This is a genomic window from Bosea sp. PAMC 26642, assembly GCF_001562255.1.
In the GTDB taxonomy this organism is placed as follows: domain Bacteria; phylum Pseudomonadota; class Alphaproteobacteria; order Rhizobiales; family Beijerinckiaceae; genus Allobosea.
This window is the reverse complement of sequence record NZ_CP014301.1, coordinates 2,511,582-2,525,113: the sequence shown is the minus strand read 5'-3', so window position 1 is coordinate 2,525,113 and position 13,532 is coordinate 2,511,582. Positions and strand designations below refer to the sequence as shown.

Sequence of the window (13,532 nt, the reverse complement as noted above, 5' to 3'; positions counted from 1 at the left end):
AAGAGCGAGCAATATCAGGACAAACGCGAGGCCTGCCCACATCCGCTTGTGCATCCGCGCGGGCGGCGAGTTAGGCAAAGTCGATTCGGCCATAGGTAGTCGTCCTTTAGGTGGTCGGCTTCCGTCGCCAACGCACAACTTTCTGGATTCCATCAAGTTCCCAGGAAAAGCGCCGCCGGCGGAGGCCTCTCTCCGCCGGCGACTATTCCGCGAGACCCTGGGGTTCAGGCCCGCCGCAGCGTCTTTGGAGAATGATTAGGCCGGTCGATTCGGGCAACGTCCAAGCTCGGTGGATCGACTGTCAGTCCACCGAGGGGTTTCGGGCGAAAACTTCCGACATGGCACAGACACCCCGCGGCGATAGCGATCACGGATTTCGATTCCATCCTGGAACCTTCCTCGCGCACTGCACAGGAAAGATTGGACGCATTGCAAGGCATGGCATAACGCAGGGTCAGGTTCGTCAGGTCCATTGGAGAGCGGCGATGACAGCGATATGGAGCATGGGCGTGCCGCAAGTCAGAAAAGACGTCAGCGACGTCGTCGAGGTTACAGACGGCACTATGCTCGCCCGCGCGCGCTATCGCCCCGCCGGGCAAATCTGGGAAACCGCTGCTTGGGTACACGAGGATGGCAAGGTGGCCCTGATGTGGCGTCCGACTCACTGGCGAACGGCGCCACCAATTCCCAAACCGCCGGCGCCATCTGACCTGGTTTTCGAAATTGACTAGGAAGTTCCCACCCTTGGCGCTGAGGCGCTTGCGACGAGAGCGTGGTTCCAGCAATTAGGCATGCATCTCCAATCAGCTTGACGTCACCCTTGTCATCGTCCCTTTTTGTTGACGACGCGGGTGTAGCTCAATGGCAGAGCAGCAGCTTCCAAGCTGAAGACGAAGGTTCGATCCCTTACGCCCGCTCCAAACCGTCGGATCGCGGAAGTACAATGCCAAAACAGGTGACGCTGCGAAGCGGCCGACATTTCAAATCAATAACGGCCGCCAAGGCGCACTTTTGTGGTCTTAGGGAAAAAACGCATCTCGAAGCACGGCTTCCTGAGCCCCACAAATCTGATGCGATCGATGTGTACGAGCGCTACTGCGCAGTGACGGGATGGCCAGCCGAAGATGCCGTCGATGTGACCGTGACCTGGGATAATAAGGAACGCCCGGCAGGGCCCTACGCGCCGACCAAGGCGTACGCTATTATCACTGGCTCCGGATCCACTTCAGTCTTCAGCATGGACAGGGCGCTTCGCGCGATTGCCGACTGAAACCATTTAACCTCTTGTGACAGAGGCCGCGGCGCTCATCGTTCACCTCGGCGGCTAGCATCGGCTCGCGCGCCTAAGATGCCACCTTGGGCTTCATCAACAAGAAGGGGACCGGCGGTCGAGGATTCCATTTCGGGGGTTGTTCGTAACCGTTCTTCCAGCCGCCCATGAGCGCGATCGTGGCGCTGTAGATGACGACGCGCTGAGCGTTGCTGATGACGACGCCGAAGGTGCGATGGTCGCCCTCCGCGATCTTGTCGCGAGCCATGTCCGGCAGGGTGTCCAGGCCGTGCCAGCGAGCGGCTGCGTCGTCCGGTAGGTCTCGACCGGCCAGATCGATCACTGGTTCGGAGCCGTTGTCGGTGTCGAAGAAGTAGCGGGGCATCGAGCCCTCCGGACGCGGGAACGAGCGCGCCGGGCCACCACGCAGGTCCCAGAGGATGTTTCAAGCGGCACTGGCGGATCACCGCGTCGCAGACCTTCGCCCGCATGGCCCACATCGACTCTCCTGAGATAACGTGACTATCTTAGCGGATTAGACGGCCATAGCCGTGACAGGCGATTTGGAACCCAGCAAATGCAATCGATGCAGCCCCGGTCGAGGGTGCTCATCCTCGAAGACGAGACGATCATCGCACTGGACGTCGAAGGTATTTTGGTCGACGCCGGGTTCGAGATCGTCGGCATCCTGTCGACATGCGCCAGTGCAATCGAATGGCTGCAGGCTGACCGCCCCGACGTCGCGCTTCTCGACATCGATCTTCATGATGGATCGTGCGAGCACGTTGCGCAGCGCCTCTACGACCTCGGCGTCCCATTCGTGGTGTTCTCGGGAAGCGAGCCGACCGAGGACACGATCGATCCCGTATTCCTTAGGGGCGGGTGGCTGGAGAAGCCGGCGCCAGGCCAGAGGATCGTGGCGGCTGTCTCTGAAGCGTTGTCTAGGCGGCCGCTTCCAACGCTTTAAGGAGATCTCGTTCCGCATACGGCTTCCTGAGGAAGGCGGTATCCCGCGGCATGTCCTCGATGTGCGGCATGATGCGGCCAGATGCTAGAATCAGGACCGCCGGTGGCCAGCGCCTGCGGATGGCGTGGATCAGCTTCAGGCCATCCATCGATCCCGGCATCTCGATGTCGGAGAAGACGGCCGCGATGCCCGGGCGAGATTCCATGAGCGCCATAGCGTCGTCGGCGTTCGTTGCCTCGACAACGTTGTAGCCTGCGTCCTCGGCGATCGCGACGGCGTTCATGCGGACGATGGTTTCATCTTCGACGATCAGAACGAGCTTGGTCATTGCGATACTTTCGACTGGGACAGTTAGCCAACTGCCGCCGAAGCTCGTTGTTGCTCCCCGATAGAAAGAATTGTCCGGGTCATCCTTAGCGACGCGTTAATTGTCGCGAAGAAACAAGAACGCCGTCCCAATCGCCGCCGCAACCCATATGATCACGACGAATGCTAAGCCCGCACGACTGACCGGACGCTCAAGGCGCTCACCCGCGGCCTCTCGGAACTCGATCATAAGCGCCGGCGGGATCTGCTTGACCGCTAGCATGATGCCCAGCGGCACGATCAGAAGGTCGTCGAGGTAGCCGAGCACCGGAATGAAATCGGGGATTAGATCAATCGGGCTAAGTGCATAGGCAGCTACGGCACCAGCCGCCACTTTCGCAAACAACGGTACACGAGGGTCGCGCGCGGCTATCCACAACGCAACCACGTCGCGCTTGATCGTTCGCGCCCATCGTTTGGCAGAGTCGATAAAAGTCAAACTGCAACTCGCTTCGGCGTTCGGGTAGTTTCTGATTTTGAGATTCAGAGCGTTTCACGCCCGCAACACCGTGGCCGGAACCCATGCTATGTTAACCGGCAAGCATGGGGGCAACGATGCCGAGAGACCGCAAGGATGAAGCATTTCAGCGAGCAATGGAATTAGCCAAATCTAGCAAATTTTCTAGCGCCGACAGCGTCCGAGACCAATTGCGCGCAGAGGGTTTTTCCGCCGAGGTTGACGACTGCGCGGCAAGTTTGAACACGAGCGCTTGAAGCAGTTGCCGTGACGCGAGGGAGGCAGGCGACGATGCTTAAAAGCACCAAAGGCGAAAAGCGCCCCGCCGACGTGATCGGCAATGCTGTCCACATCATCCGCAAAGTGTGATGCACCATGGATCAGGGCAAAACTTCAGTCGAACGCGCCTTTGAAATCGCCAGGTCGGGCGCATGCTGGAAATTAGACCAGATCAAACAGCAGTTAAGGGTCGAGGGTTATGACGCACAACAGGTCTCGGGACGCCTGTTATGCCAGCAGTTGAACGGTCTCATGCGTAGAACGACCATCGCGGCAGACGCATCTGATACCATGCCGAGGGCGAGACGAACGCGTTGACGTGCTTCGAGCAGTCGCCACCGGCGGAGGCCTGGTGCCCTCCGCCGGTGGCGGCTCTACGCTCCATGGGATGAAAGCGCAGCATCCTGCCGGTCCTCCGTAACGCTGCGTCGAAGCCGTTGACCAAACCGATTGCTTTCACCGGGCAACAAAGCCATGCCCTGCAGCACACATTAGGAACGAAATCAAATTATGGCGCATATTCCCGAAGCCACGGACGGCAAAAACAAGCGCATCGGCCTGCTGATCGCCGTCTTGGCGCTGGCTCTCGCTTTCTCCGAGATCGGCGGCAAGAATGCCGAGCAGGATGCGCTCGCCAAGAATGTCGAGGCCTCGAACCTCTGGGCGTTCTTCCAGGCCAAGACGATCCGCGGCACAACGCTTCGTACGGCGGCGGAGGCGATGGAGGTCGATCTGGCAGGGGTGACCGACGCTGCGAGCCGTGATCGCATGCAGAAGCGCATTGCCTCCTGGCAATCGACCGTGGCGCGCTACGAGAGCGAGCCTGAGACGAACGAGGGGCGCAAGGAGCTGATGGTCCGTGCCAAGGCGGCCGAGGCCCAACGCGACATCTCCTCAGCGCGCGATGACAAATACGATGTCGTCTCCGGCCTGTTTCAAATCGCGATTGTGGTCTCGTCGGCTGCAATCATCACCGGCGTGACCATGCTCGCCTTCACCGGCGCAGGGCTTGGCGTGCTTGGGCTCGCACTGATGGCGGTTGCGCATTTCGCCCCTACGGCGCTGTTCTGAGCCAGGTTCCGCACCGAGTGTCAGCCGTCGAGCCCGTTTAGACAGCGAGAATTCCGCCACAATCGGCGCCATGGTTCCCGCAACAACTCGGGAGGACGTCTATGATTCGAAGAGTTTTAATTGCGGTGGCGACGGCGATTGCGTTCTCGCCGCTGACCTTAGCCAATGCGCAGACGATCGAGCTCGGACCGAATGGGCTACGGGTCAACCCTCCTGAGCCGATCATCGAGTTTCCCGACCGTCCTCCGCCACGATTTGAAGAGGAAGGTATCTCTGAGTTCGACGCTGTCCGCATTGCCAGGCGCGAAGGATTGGAACGTGTCGAACGCGTGCGTCAGGGCCGGCGAGGCTGGGTAGTCGTTGGCATCGACGTGAATGGCGACGATATGCGCGTGATCATCAGGCGCGACGGGGAGGTTATAGACGTCCAGCGGGAGTAAGTTGCTCGCCTGCTCAGGATCGGCAGCACATCCCTGATCAGGCTGTCTGCAGCGAGGTGCCGAATACTCCAACCGGCCACCGCTCGCGCCAGTACATCCGTGGTCGCGAGCGGGGTTTGGAGACCAATGCCGTCTATCGAACGATGACGCCGACAATGAGGCCCAGCGAGGCTAGCAGCAGCGCCAGGCCAACTGCAGGACGCATCAGTCGAGCGAAGCGTTCGCGCGGGCTGTCGCGGCTTTCCACCCTTTGGCGGCGGTCGTCGGCGATGTCGGGCCGGCAGCCGGCTCCTTGTCCTCAACGAAGCCGTTGCCAACGTTGATGCACGCGGTGGCTTTCTTCCAGCCTTGGGCGATGGCAGCGGCGGACGCGGTTCTGCGATCGCTGCCGGACTCCTGCAGAATGGCAGCGACGCTGCGCTCGGCCGCCTCACGCGTTCCGATCACGCTGTCGGCGGCACGGCGCTTGGCGTAGGCCTCGGCGTCCGGCCGACCACGCTCCATCTTGCCGGTTTCCTTGGACACGATCGAGACCTCAAGAATGGCCTTGGCCTCGTCGGGCGACATCCGGGTATCGAAGGCGAGATACTCGGCCAACGTACTGTTTCCCACCGTCCCGCCTTCCGCGAGGATGTCCCGTATGCGGTTCGTCTCGGCGGCGAAGCCTTCCTCGTAGGCCGCCTGCGCGGCCGGGGATCGTTTCGTCATGCTGCATTCCTTTCGATGGTGGGCCTCAGTTCGCGATAGGTTGATCGTGCTGCGTCGAGCATTGCCTTTAGCAGCGCCTGATCATCGATCCTGATCGAGCCGGATCGGCTTCCGGGTTGCCCGACACCCTTGGGCGGCCAGATTTTGCGACGGTCACGCTGCGTCGATATCACCAACGCGCAGCCGATCATCGTGAAGCCGCGAGCGGTGCAATTGAACTTGGCCAGTACGATCGAACCGCCGGCATTCGGCTTGGGCTGCTCGACGATCTCCATGCCGATGATCTGGACGGCGGTCATTGCGGCGCCTCCGCCGACAACTCCGTCAGCACCGCGTTGACCTTGTCGGCAAGCAGCTCCTGGATTTCTGGCGCCTGCTTGCCGGCCAGGAGCGGCGCGACATCCGGGATCGTCCGGAAGGCGGCGCGAACGATCCCGTATTCCTTCGCCACTGCTGCAGCGGCTTCGTCGATCGGGGCCAGCTCCGCTGATCGTGCAGCAAGATCCATCTCCATGCGGCTGGCTATTGCTGCCGTGCTGCGGGTTCGCAGATGCTCCATCTCGCGAGCGTCATTATCGCCCTGCGCGGCCCTCGCGACCCGATCGAGACGCCAGTTGATGACCGCCGCGCTGTCATAGGCGTGCGAGTGCCCGTTTTTGCCGCGATCAAGCACGGGGCAGCCCTTGCGCTGCCAATCCCGGATCGTGGCAACCGACAAACCCAGAAGGCCCGCCAGTTCTCGCTGCGAGACCCGAATTCCTTGCAATTTCACAGACATGCGGCCTCCGACCGGACAAGCGAAATGCGTTTTTGCAATACTGGACCTAGCCATATGCCGGGGGCTTGCGTCCGTGCCGCCCATCGCAGGCCAACACGGTCCCTAAAGTGGGGGGTGGGGCTGGGCTGGCTCATCGGTTCACCAGGTGGCCCATGCTGGCGCCGACGGAAGCCCGCACGTTACCGGAGTCTGACGCTGTCATGCCGGTGACGGTGACGCCCTCGGCTTTCACACGAACCTCGATCAGTGCCTTGCTGCTCGGGTCCATACCGACCGTGCCGGTGACGTCGACCTTCACGGGATCGACGACCTTGGCCGTGATGTCGGCCGGGCGCGATGGTGGGAACGGCGCCTTCATCTCCCGGTTGATGGCCCGGTCGAGTGCTTCGGTGGCAGACTTCAGTGAGGCGGTGGCGCTATCGCTATCAAGGCCCTGAACCGGCGCCATGATGGTGCCGCCGATCCCGGCCGGACGAGCGGGCGGCAGCTTGGCGTTCTTCACTGTCTTGACCTGGCTCTGCCTGATCCTGTCGTCCATGCGATCACGGGCGTCGGCCGGGCGCCTGGGATCGACCAGATAGGGATCGAGGCCCGTGAGGTAGGACGGCGCATCCGGAATAGGGATCGCCTTGGCGAAGTTGAGGATCCGGTTTTGCAGTGCGCCCTTGCGCTTCATGAGCGCGTCGGTCTCGGCATTGAATTCACCGCGACGCGAGGGATGCACGCGGCTCTCGATATCTGCGATCTGCTTTTCGAGCGCGCCGATCTCCGATTTGACCTCTCGCCATTCGTCGGCATCGACCGGCGCCTCGTTCTTGCCACCTACGATGTCGCCGAACCCCTTGATGGCATCCTTGACCGAGTTGCCTTTGCTCTTGGGAACGATGGTGCCGAGCGCGGAGTCGATGTTTTTTACGACCGAGAGGAGCTTGTCGGCTGCCGTTCCGGCCCGCTCGAAATCATCGACAAGCCGATTCACCCAAGCCGCGCTTTCGCCGGCCGCGATCTTGAAGCCACCGCCGATGCGGGCCATCAGCACATCGATAGCTTGGTTGGCCCGATCTAGCCGGTTGAAGTCCTGCTCCGTCAGGATGGCGGCCTGACCCCGCACCGAGCCCAGCACGCGCTTCTTGTCCGCGGCGATGGTCAGTAGTTCGTTGAGGCGCCCAACGCTGCCGGTGAGGCGGCCGATGTCATCGGCATATTCGAGGCCAAAGAGATCCTTCAGCACGGCCATCTTCTTGGTGCCCTGGAGCTTATCGAGAGCCTTCAGCAACGTGAGGATGGCGCCGGTCGCGTCTTTCTCGACCGCCTTGCGGAATTTCTTGGCGTCCAGTCCGGCCGCTTTCAGTCCGTCGTCAAAGCCATCGTCGGGGACGCTGATCTTGGTCATGAGGGCGTTGACGCCAGTCGCCGCGACCTCGCTCTGGACGCCGATTTCCTTCAGCGACGCGCCCAGCGCGAGCATGTTCTCTGCCGAGATTCCGAGCATCTTGCCGGTGCCGCCGGTGCGGCGGAGAAAGTCGAGCAGATCGGTCTCCTTCGAAGCGCTGCTGTCGGCAACGGTGTTGATGGCGTCGCCAATTTCCTCGATGCGCTTTTGGTTCGCCTGATAGATGTTGCCGAGTTCGGCGAGCGCCTGGCCAGTTTCTGCAGCGGATGTTCCCCATGCGCCAGTGGCCGCGATGGCATAATCCGTGAACTGCATAAGCTCCTGCTTTGGGCGGCCGGCGAAGGCGGCGCCGGCCAAAATCCCGGCAACTTCTTCTTTCGCTTTGCCCGAGCTGCGCGCGAGATCGAGCACCTTGGTCTCGTAGGCCTTCAGCCCGTCCCCAGTTTCATCCGTCGCCTTTCTGACGCCGAACATCGCCTTTTCAAGTGACAGGGCGCTGGTGGCGGCCTTCATGACGACCGCGCCGGCGGCCAGCGTTCCGCCCGCGCCATATCCGATCCGGCCACCGATGCCGCCACCGATGCTCTGCATACGGCTCAGTGAGCGGCTCTGCGTTTCCATGCGACGCGCTGTCTGGGCGCCCATGCGAGCGGTCGCGTATGACGTCTGCGCCGCAGCCTTGGAGATCAGACCCATCCGACGGGCGATCTTTTCAAAGACGCCCTGGGTGCGGTCTTCGGCGCTGATGACCGCCCGGGCTCTCATATCGACCATGCTATGGTCTCCTTCCTGCCTTGCGTTCGAAGTGCTCCAGGAAGGCGAGCTTCCATCCCGTGAGCTCGCTCATGGTCATGTCGGCGATGTCGCTCAGGCCGACGCCGCATTCGACGACGAGCTCGACTGCGATCCGACGGTAGAGCCCGCGTTCGCCGCGCGGGCCTCCCGAAAAAAATCGCCGATGGCCTCGTGAACCCGCAACACATCCTGGAGGGGCAGCATCAGCAGCAGCGGGAAGTTCTCCAGCGGCTGGATCGTCCGCTCCGCATACTGGCTGACGATGGCCGGGAAAGTCGTCACGCTCAGCATATCGCCGCTGCGCATCAACTGATCAGGCGGGCCGAGCTCTTCGACGTCCTTCCATTTCGGCTCGGCGAAGGTCAGTTCGCGGATGCTTTTGTCGTGGAACAGGATCGGCGCACTGAGGGTGACGCTCTTCGTATTTTTCATGTCGATCTCCTGGGTCGGTTATTGGAGGGCACTCGTCAGCCGAGCGCCGATCAGGCTGCTTCGTCCGACTCGGCGTCGGAAACCGGCGTCATGCGCTCGACCTGGTTCCGAGGACTGGTTCTGCTGTTGAGTTCGGCGAGCTGTTCGTTCAGCCGGGTGACTGCTTGCTCGATCGCGTCAACGCTGAGACGATGAGGGCTCGCGTTCAAGATCGGCGAGTGGCCGGCGCCGAGGCCAGGCAACGCGAGCTTCGTGACCCACGGCTCGATGTAGGTCGACGTCGCATCGCGCTCGAAGACGACCTCCTTGCGGAAGCGCTTCTCCCGGATCTCCATCTGGTGGTTGCTGTTCCAGGCTCGGCCCATGTTGAGCACGTCCGGCGGCGCCTCAAGGTAATGCCCAGCGCCATCGCGCTTGATCTGATTGCTGGAAGGCTGGGGGGAAACGATGTTGCCGTTGCGATCGGTCCAGAGGGTCACGATCTTGCTGGAGATCAGCTCTTCCCTGGCGGCCCACTCGCGGATCCGTGCGGCCGATTCGATGGAAGGAGGCGCCTCGATGCCGCCCTCGTTGGCGATGGCTGCGAGGTTCTGATCGACCTTGGCCATATCTTGGAGCAGATCGAGCATCGAGCGGCAGACGTCTGTGTACCGGGACATCAGGTTCCCCCGTTCACTCTCGATCAGCTCTGCGACCGCGAGATGGGCAGCATCTGCCGCCGCAGCCTTGGCGAGTTCCTCGGCTTCCGTGAGCCGTCGTTCGGCAACAGCCAGGCGATCGGCCGTGCGAAGTACTGTGACCTCGGCTGCTTTGATCGCCTCGTCGAGCGCATCGAGCGTTGCGTCGTCGGCTTCCATGTTAGCGAGGCGGGCGGCCTGGGCCGCAGTGACGGCCTCATCGGCCTGCACGCGCTCGCTGCGGCGCTGTTCGACCAGGCTGCGCTGCTCCTCCAGCCGCTGCTTTGTCGACGTGACCTTGTCGCCGCCAAGGGCGGTTTTCACTCTCTCGATCAGACGGTTTGGGCGCTTCGACATTTGGGGCTCCGGCAGTGCTGGTGCTGGAGACCGTGCCGGACATGGCCGGGAAGTTCGCGCATGAAATAATTCCCGCGCTGATTTTTCGATCGATCAGATTGACGGTGTCTGCCCAGCCCAGGGACATGAGCCGCTCCGTCGCCGGCGCGCACGCTTCGGCCGATGAGCACGTCATCATGAAGACGAGCGTCGTCATGCTGTCGCTCATCCACAGCCTCTCGGACGACGAGTATGCCCCGTTCGTCAGGCGATCGAAGATCAGCGAGACCTTCGCACTGAGCGCATTGACGCGGGACAGGGGGAACGTCGTCTGCGTACCCCAGAACATGGCGATGTCCAGGCCGCTGACCTCGGGCCCGTCCATAACGCGGCTGATCTCAAGACGGGCTCTGGGATCTGGATCGAGCAGGAAGCTCACGATCCGGGCTCGCGTTCGCTGAGGATCCGGACATCCCGGCAGGAACTTCAGCGCGGCCACGATCGCCACTGCAAAGCGATCGCGATCCTGCAGCAGTGGCACGATCCCCGGTGGCCGGCCGGGGCGGCGGTTCGGAAGGTAATGCGCAGGCGGGCCTCTATGTCGCTTCATGCGCGATCTCCCCTGGAGCTGCTGATTGTCGGCATGGACCCGGAACGAGGCATGGCGCGTTCTCGACTTCGAAGCCGCCCCGGCGCGGCATAGGAGATCCGCAGATGTTCGGACTGTTCGAAGCCTTCAGCACCCGCGTCGAAGAGCAAACCCGCGAGTTTGAAGCTGCCGTAGGGCGCGTTGCTTCTCGCCGGCTCGCGACCCTGACGACTGCTACGACAGCGGCTCCCGTCGTTCCCATGGAGCCGAGTGGCATCAAGCCTGCGAGGGCCGAGGTTGTCCCACCGCCGCTGAAGCGGGAGCGTCGCTCTTCGGTGGTTAGCCTGAAAGCGGGCAAGGCGGCTCGGCCTAAGCGCGTCAAGCCGGCGCTGAACTTCGCCTGAGCTGGAGACTTCCGCATGACCACTGATGCTGCTTTCGACACCCTGCGCGAACACGGCGCAACCGAATGCACCGCGCAGTTTTGGGTATCTGACACGCCCGCCCGGAGCTTCACGACATTGCGGGAATGCCTGCACTATCTCGGCGCTCGCGCGACTGACGAGCCAATGCCGGACGTCCATGTCCATGCTGCGACCGGCGAGCTCGCCATCAATGGCGAGGAACTCGAACACCTGATCGCTGCAGCGAAGGCGACGCGGCCGGCAATTTAAGGCCGGCGACGGCCTAGCGAACCTCACTGCGATGGCTCCCCAAACCGGAGACGCAACGACTCTCGGAGCGTGTCGAAATCGGTGGCGCCAGGAGCATCGAGCGACAGTTCTTCCAACGCCAACACGACCTCGGCGTCGATCATCGCCTTGATCTCTTCAGCGGACCTCATGACCGCGATCCGAGGTGCCACTTTGGAGCCGATATTCAGCAGCTTGTTTCGGACCAGGGAGAGTTCCGTCGCGACTGCTATCGCCACGTCCTCGATCTCGGCGACGAGGCCGCTCTCGCGATCGTAGTCGAGCTGCCGGAGCTTGGCGGCGTAGTTCTCTTTGACCCGCTCAGCTTCAGGCTTCGACCACGGTACGCCCTCGGCGATGACGATGCGGGCAGCGGCTTCTTCCAGGGTCTCCGTGTCCCCAGGAACTGTCCCCAATGGCGGCAACGGGGACACCCCGATCCTCCAGTCCATGTCGACGTGGCGGGGATCAACCGTCCCGTCGGAAAACACAGGCAGGTGCCCGCTTTTCACCTTCCGCTGCACGGCAACTTTGTCGCAACCAGCACGGCGAGCGAACTCCCGAACTGAGATGCTTTTTAGGGGTGGGGACACCATTTCGATTCCTTCATCTACAGACATGGCGGGGGCTTGCGTCCGTGGCGGCCAGCGCCAGGGCAGACGGTCCCTGAGGTGGGGGGGCAGGGCGGGGTCCGCCCGGTCAGCGGCTGGGTCACGGGTTGGCGCAGTCCCGATCGCCTCGACGACGGCCCGCTCGAATGCGTCAGCTCTCAGCAGGATGGAGGCGCGTGCGATCTCTCCCGAGTTCGCTGCATCCTTCGTGCGATAGCAGGCTATCCATGGCTGTCCGCCTTCGTCCTGCCACGGCTGGCACCATAGCCAGGCGGTCCCGATCGGCATGGTGATGCGGTGCCAGCCGGGGACGAGAGGGCTGGTCACAATCGGCCACCCCATTAGCCGACCCTCGAAAGAGGCGCGCCGTCACCACCGGGATCAGGCGGCCGGCCGCGCGGGGCGAAGGGCAGGATCGGTGCTGGTGGGATCTCGCCTTCCTTGCGGGCGAACCAGAGATCGAACGCGATCAGATCGCGGCGCCCGCCCAGAATCCAGCGAGCCAAGGTCGGCCGCTTGGTGAGGAAATCGACGACTGGCGCCGGCTCGCGTGTCGACGCTGCTGCAGGCTCCGCCGGAACAGGTTTGCGCTTCGCCCGACGCACCTTCGCAGGCGCCTCCGGGATGTCCGACGCCACGGGCTGCGCGTCCGCCCAGGCAAACATGTCCGGACCCTGATCAACGCTTCTGCGCTTCATGGCTTCACCATCAGTTTGAGGGGTTCTTCGGTGGCAGAGGCTTCTCGCGCGGCGGCCGCACGAGCCATCCGCGCCATCGTCAGGATCGCGTCAGAGCTGGAGTCGATGCCAGCGGCCGCGACCGCGGCGACGAGATGAGCCATGGCCTTTTCGGGGACGAACTCAGCGAGCAAGCGACCGCGACGCAGATCGCCGGCCGCCAGCTGGGCAATCACCTCTTCACGGACAGCCATGTCGTCATCGTCGCGGGTGACATCCGGCCCCTCCGGCGCCGCCGCTGACGCGGCCGGATCATGCTCGCCAGAATGAGACCGCTTACCACCGGAAAGCCTCTGAGGGCGCGAAGCGCCGCCAGCGCTGAGGCTGGGGCAACTCGACGGTCCCGTGCGCTGCACGCTCGACCTCTGAGCGGGGCCCACACCGTTCGGCGATTTGCTCTGAGCGAGTGTCGTGGCACTGCCGCGTCGCGGATGTTCTATAAGAGATGTCCGCGACGCGGCAGTGCCACGTGAGGAAGTCTGCGACGCGGCAGTGCCACTGCAAGATGCTGCGGACAAATCAGTCTCAAGGCATGTTGCTGCGGACACACCTGTCTCAATGGCGGAGGGGTCGATCGCTGCGAAAACCCCGCAATGTGAGGAAGCCGGCGACGCGGCAGTGCCAACTTCTGAGCCGTCGGACTTCTGACGTCGGAACCATGTTCTGCGGCTCATCCCTAGAGCTTCCCACGGCCGCTGCATCTCGATGGATATGACAGGCTTCGCGGTGATCCCGGCTTCGCGCCGGCGGGCTTGCTGTCTCTCGCGATCGCGGTCCCGTTTCTCGGTAGCCTTTCGTTCTCGGCGTGCCTCAGCGGGCTCGTCTACGGCTTCGATGGCCGTGATCCCCAGCCCAGTCCGCTCGTCTCTCAGCAACTGAAGCAGCGAGCCGGCGATGGCGTCGGTCATTACGAATGGGCGTTCGCCTTCGCGGG

Annotated in this window: 19 protein-coding genes and 1 tRNA gene; 8 read left to right on the top strand and 12 right to left on the bottom strand. The window is 62.7% G+C overall.

Going from position 1 to position 13,532, the window contains the following annotated elements:
* Window positions 1–485 precede the first annotated feature (485 nt).
* The 3 genes from AXW83_RS12165 (at window position 486) to AXW83_RS27050 (ending at window position 1,270) form a co-directional block, all read left to right on the top strand.
* On the top strand, window positions 486–731 hold the full coding sequence (locus AXW83_RS12165) for a hypothetical protein (RefSeq protein WP_066613839.1): 246 nt from the start codon (window positions 486–488) through the stop codon (window positions 729–731).
* Window positions 732–847: 116 nt separating this feature from the next.
* Window positions 848–920, top strand: a tRNA-OTHER gene (locus AXW83_RS12160).
* 23 nt (window positions 921–943) lie between these two features.
* Window positions 944–1,270 carry a hypothetical protein gene (locus tag AXW83_RS27050; RefSeq protein WP_156639984.1) on the top strand — a complete coding sequence of 109 codons (327 nt, stop codon included), beginning with the start codon at window positions 944–946 and terminating at the stop codon, window positions 1,268–1,270.
* Between the two features lie 73 nt (window positions 1,271–1,343).
* Here AXW83_RS27050 and AXW83_RS12155 read toward each other — a convergent pair whose 3' ends face one another.
* The gene (locus tag AXW83_RS12155) at window positions 1,344–1,655 is read right to left on the bottom strand and encodes a DUF6894 family protein (RefSeq protein ID WP_066613838.1); all 312 of its coding nucleotides are present in this window, start codon (window positions 1,653–1,655) and stop codon (window positions 1,344–1,346) included.
* A gap of 192 nt (window positions 1,656–1,847) precedes the next feature.
* On the opposite strand from AXW83_RS12155, the gene AXW83_RS12150 reads away from it, so the two are divergent.
* A complete protein-coding gene (locus tag AXW83_RS12150) occupies window positions 1,848–2,237 on the top strand; it encodes a response regulator (RefSeq protein ID WP_066613837.1) in 390 nt (129 codons plus the stop codon).
* Here the strand turns inward: AXW83_RS12150 and AXW83_RS12145 are convergent.
* Window positions 2,212–2,565 carry a response regulator gene (locus tag AXW83_RS12145; protein WP_066613836.1) on the bottom strand — a complete coding sequence of 118 codons (354 nt, stop codon included), beginning with the start codon at window positions 2,563–2,565 and terminating at the stop codon, window positions 2,212–2,214. The genes AXW83_RS12150 and AXW83_RS12145 overlap by 26 nt on opposite strands.
* 96 nt (window positions 2,566–2,661) lie before the next feature.
* On the bottom strand, window positions 2,662–3,042 hold the full coding sequence (locus tag AXW83_RS12140) for a YkvA family protein (RefSeq protein ID WP_066613831.1): 381 nt from the start codon (window positions 3,040–3,042) through the stop codon (window positions 2,662–2,664).
* Window positions 3,043–3,849: 807 nt separating this feature from the next.
* On the opposite strand from AXW83_RS12140, the gene AXW83_RS12135 reads away from it, so the two are divergent.
* Together AXW83_RS12135 and AXW83_RS12130 are read left to right on the top strand one after the other, a co-directional pair.
* Complete coding sequence (locus AXW83_RS12135; protein WP_066610445.1) at window positions 3,850–4,410, top strand: DUF4337 domain-containing protein; 561 nt, start codon at window positions 3,850–3,852, stop codon at window positions 4,408–4,410.
* Between the two features lie 101 nt (window positions 4,411–4,511).
* The gene (locus AXW83_RS12130) at window positions 4,512–4,850 is read left to right on the top strand and encodes a hypothetical protein (protein ID WP_066613829.1); all 339 of its coding nucleotides are present in this window, start codon (window positions 4,512–4,514) and stop codon (window positions 4,848–4,850) included.
* 204 nt (window positions 4,851–5,054) lie between these two features.
* Here the strand turns inward: AXW83_RS12130 and AXW83_RS12125 are convergent, their stop codons facing one another.
* From AXW83_RS12125 to AXW83_RS12100, 6 genes are all read right to left on the bottom strand, one after another.
* The gene (locus AXW83_RS12125; RefSeq protein ID WP_156639982.1) at window positions 5,055–5,447 is read right to left on the bottom strand and encodes a hypothetical protein; all 393 of its coding nucleotides are present in this window, start codon (window positions 5,445–5,447) and stop codon (window positions 5,055–5,057) included.
* 107 nt (window positions 5,448–5,554) lie between these two features.
* Window positions 5,555–5,833: a hypothetical protein gene (locus AXW83_RS12120; RefSeq protein WP_156639980.1), complete on the bottom strand. Its 279-nt coding sequence runs from the start codon at window positions 5,831–5,833 to the stop codon at window positions 5,555–5,557.
* 20 nt (window positions 5,834–5,853) lie between these two features.
* A complete protein-coding gene (locus AXW83_RS12115; protein WP_082767081.1) occupies window positions 5,854–6,420 on the bottom strand; it encodes a terminase small subunit in 567 nt (188 codons plus the stop codon).
* A 46-nt stretch (window positions 6,421–6,466) separates the two neighbouring features.
* A complete protein-coding gene (locus AXW83_RS12110; RefSeq protein ID WP_066613823.1) occupies window positions 6,467–8,503 on the bottom strand; it encodes a phage tail tape measure protein in 2,037 nt (678 codons plus the stop codon).
* Window positions 8,504–8,596: 93 nt separating this feature from the next.
* Window positions 8,597–8,956: a phage tail assembly protein gene (locus tag AXW83_RS12105; RefSeq protein WP_066613822.1), complete on the bottom strand. Its 360-nt coding sequence runs from the start codon at window positions 8,954–8,956 to the stop codon at window positions 8,597–8,599.
* 50 nt (window positions 8,957–9,006) lie between these two features.
* Window positions 9,007–9,990 carry a hypothetical protein gene (locus tag AXW83_RS12100; RefSeq protein ID WP_066613821.1) on the bottom strand — a complete coding sequence of 328 codons (984 nt, stop codon included), beginning with the start codon at window positions 9,988–9,990 and terminating at the stop codon, window positions 9,007–9,009.
* 693 nt (window positions 9,991–10,683) lie between these two features.
* Here AXW83_RS12100 and AXW83_RS12090 point away from each other — a divergent pair.
* Complete coding sequence (locus tag AXW83_RS12090; protein WP_066613817.1) at window positions 10,684–10,962, top strand: hypothetical protein; 279 nt, start codon at window positions 10,684–10,686, stop codon at window positions 10,960–10,962.
* A gap of 15 nt (window positions 10,963–10,977) precedes the next feature.
* Window positions 10,978–11,232, top strand: a complete 255-nt coding sequence (locus AXW83_RS12085) for a hypothetical protein (protein ID WP_066613814.1) — start codon at window positions 10,978–10,980, stop codon at window positions 11,230–11,232.
* A gap of 23 nt (window positions 11,233–11,255) precedes the next feature.
* Here AXW83_RS12085 and AXW83_RS27045 read toward each other — a convergent pair whose 3' ends face one another.
* The 3 genes from AXW83_RS27045 to AXW83_RS12070 form a co-directional block, all read right to left on the bottom strand.
* Window positions 11,256–11,870 carry a hypothetical protein gene (locus AXW83_RS27045; protein WP_156639978.1) on the bottom strand — a complete coding sequence of 205 codons (615 nt, stop codon included), beginning with the start codon at window positions 11,868–11,870 and terminating at the stop codon, window positions 11,256–11,258.
* 332 nt (window positions 11,871–12,202) lie between these two features.
* Window positions 12,203–12,526: a hypothetical protein gene (locus AXW83_RS12075; protein ID WP_066613810.1), complete on the bottom strand. Its 324-nt coding sequence runs from the start codon at window positions 12,524–12,526 to the stop codon at window positions 12,203–12,205.
* A 29-nt stretch (window positions 12,527–12,555) separates the two neighbouring features.
* Window positions 12,556–12,792: a hypothetical protein gene (locus AXW83_RS12070; RefSeq protein WP_066613808.1), complete on the bottom strand. Its 237-nt coding sequence runs from the start codon at window positions 12,790–12,792 to the stop codon at window positions 12,556–12,558.
* Window positions 12,793–13,532 lie beyond the last annotated feature (740 nt).

Excerpts from the sequence above, each read along its gene's own strand:
- AXW83_RS12165 (WP_066613839.1), top strand. The coding sequence starts at position 486 with ATGACAGCGATATGGAGCATGGGCGTGCCGCAAGTCAGAAAAGACGTC.
- AXW83_RS27050 (WP_156639984.1), top strand. The coding sequence starts at position 944 with ATGCCAAAACAGGTGACGCTGCGAAGCGGCCGACATTTCAAATCAATA.
- AXW83_RS12155 (WP_066613838.1), bottom strand. The coding sequence starts at position 1,655 with ATGCCCCGCTACTTCTTCGACACCGACAACGGCTCCGAACCAGTGATC.
- AXW83_RS12150 (WP_066613837.1), top strand. The coding sequence starts at position 1,848 with ATGCAATCGATGCAGCCCCGGTCGAGGGTGCTCATCCTCGAAGACGAG.
- AXW83_RS12145 (WP_066613836.1), bottom strand. The coding sequence starts at position 2,565 with ATGACCAAGCTCGTTCTGATCGTCGAAGATGAAACCATCGTCCGCATG.
- AXW83_RS12135 (WP_066610445.1), top strand. The coding sequence starts at position 3,850 with ATGGCGCATATTCCCGAAGCCACGGACGGCAAAAACAAGCGCATCGGC.
- AXW83_RS12130 (WP_066613829.1), top strand. The coding sequence starts at position 4,512 with ATGATTCGAAGAGTTTTAATTGCGGTGGCGACGGCGATTGCGTTCTCG.
- AXW83_RS12120 (WP_156639980.1), bottom strand. The coding sequence starts at position 5,833 with ATGGAGATCGTCGAGCAGCCCAAGCCGAATGCCGGCGGTTCGATCGTA.
- AXW83_RS12115 (WP_082767081.1), bottom strand. The coding sequence starts at position 6,420 with ATGGGCGGCACGGACGCAAGCCCCCGGCATATGGCTAGGTCCAGTATT.
- AXW83_RS12110 (WP_066613823.1), bottom strand. The coding sequence starts at position 8,503 with ATGGTCGATATGAGAGCCCGGGCGGTCATCAGCGCCGAAGACCGCACC.
- AXW83_RS12105 (WP_066613822.1), bottom strand. The coding sequence starts at position 8,956 with ATGAAAAATACGAAGAGCGTCACCCTCAGTGCGCCGATCCTGTTCCAC.
- AXW83_RS12100 (WP_066613821.1), bottom strand. The coding sequence starts at position 9,990 with ATGTCGAAGCGCCCAAACCGTCTGATCGAGAGAGTGAAAACCGCCCTT.
- AXW83_RS12090 (WP_066613817.1), top strand. The coding sequence starts at position 10,684 with ATGTTCGGACTGTTCGAAGCCTTCAGCACCCGCGTCGAAGAGCAAACC.
- AXW83_RS12085 (WP_066613814.1), top strand. The coding sequence starts at position 10,978 with ATGACCACTGATGCTGCTTTCGACACCCTGCGCGAACACGGCGCAACC.
- AXW83_RS27045 (WP_156639978.1), bottom strand. The coding sequence starts at position 11,870 with ATGTCTGTAGATGAAGGAATCGAAATGGTGTCCCCACCCCTAAAAAGC.
- AXW83_RS12075 (WP_066613810.1), bottom strand. The coding sequence starts at position 12,526 with ATGTTTGCCTGGGCGGACGCGCAGCCCGTGGCGTCGGACATCCCGGAG.
- AXW83_RS12070 (WP_066613808.1), bottom strand. The coding sequence starts at position 12,792 with ATGGCTGTCCGTGAAGAGGTGATTGCCCAGCTGGCGGCCGGCGATCTG.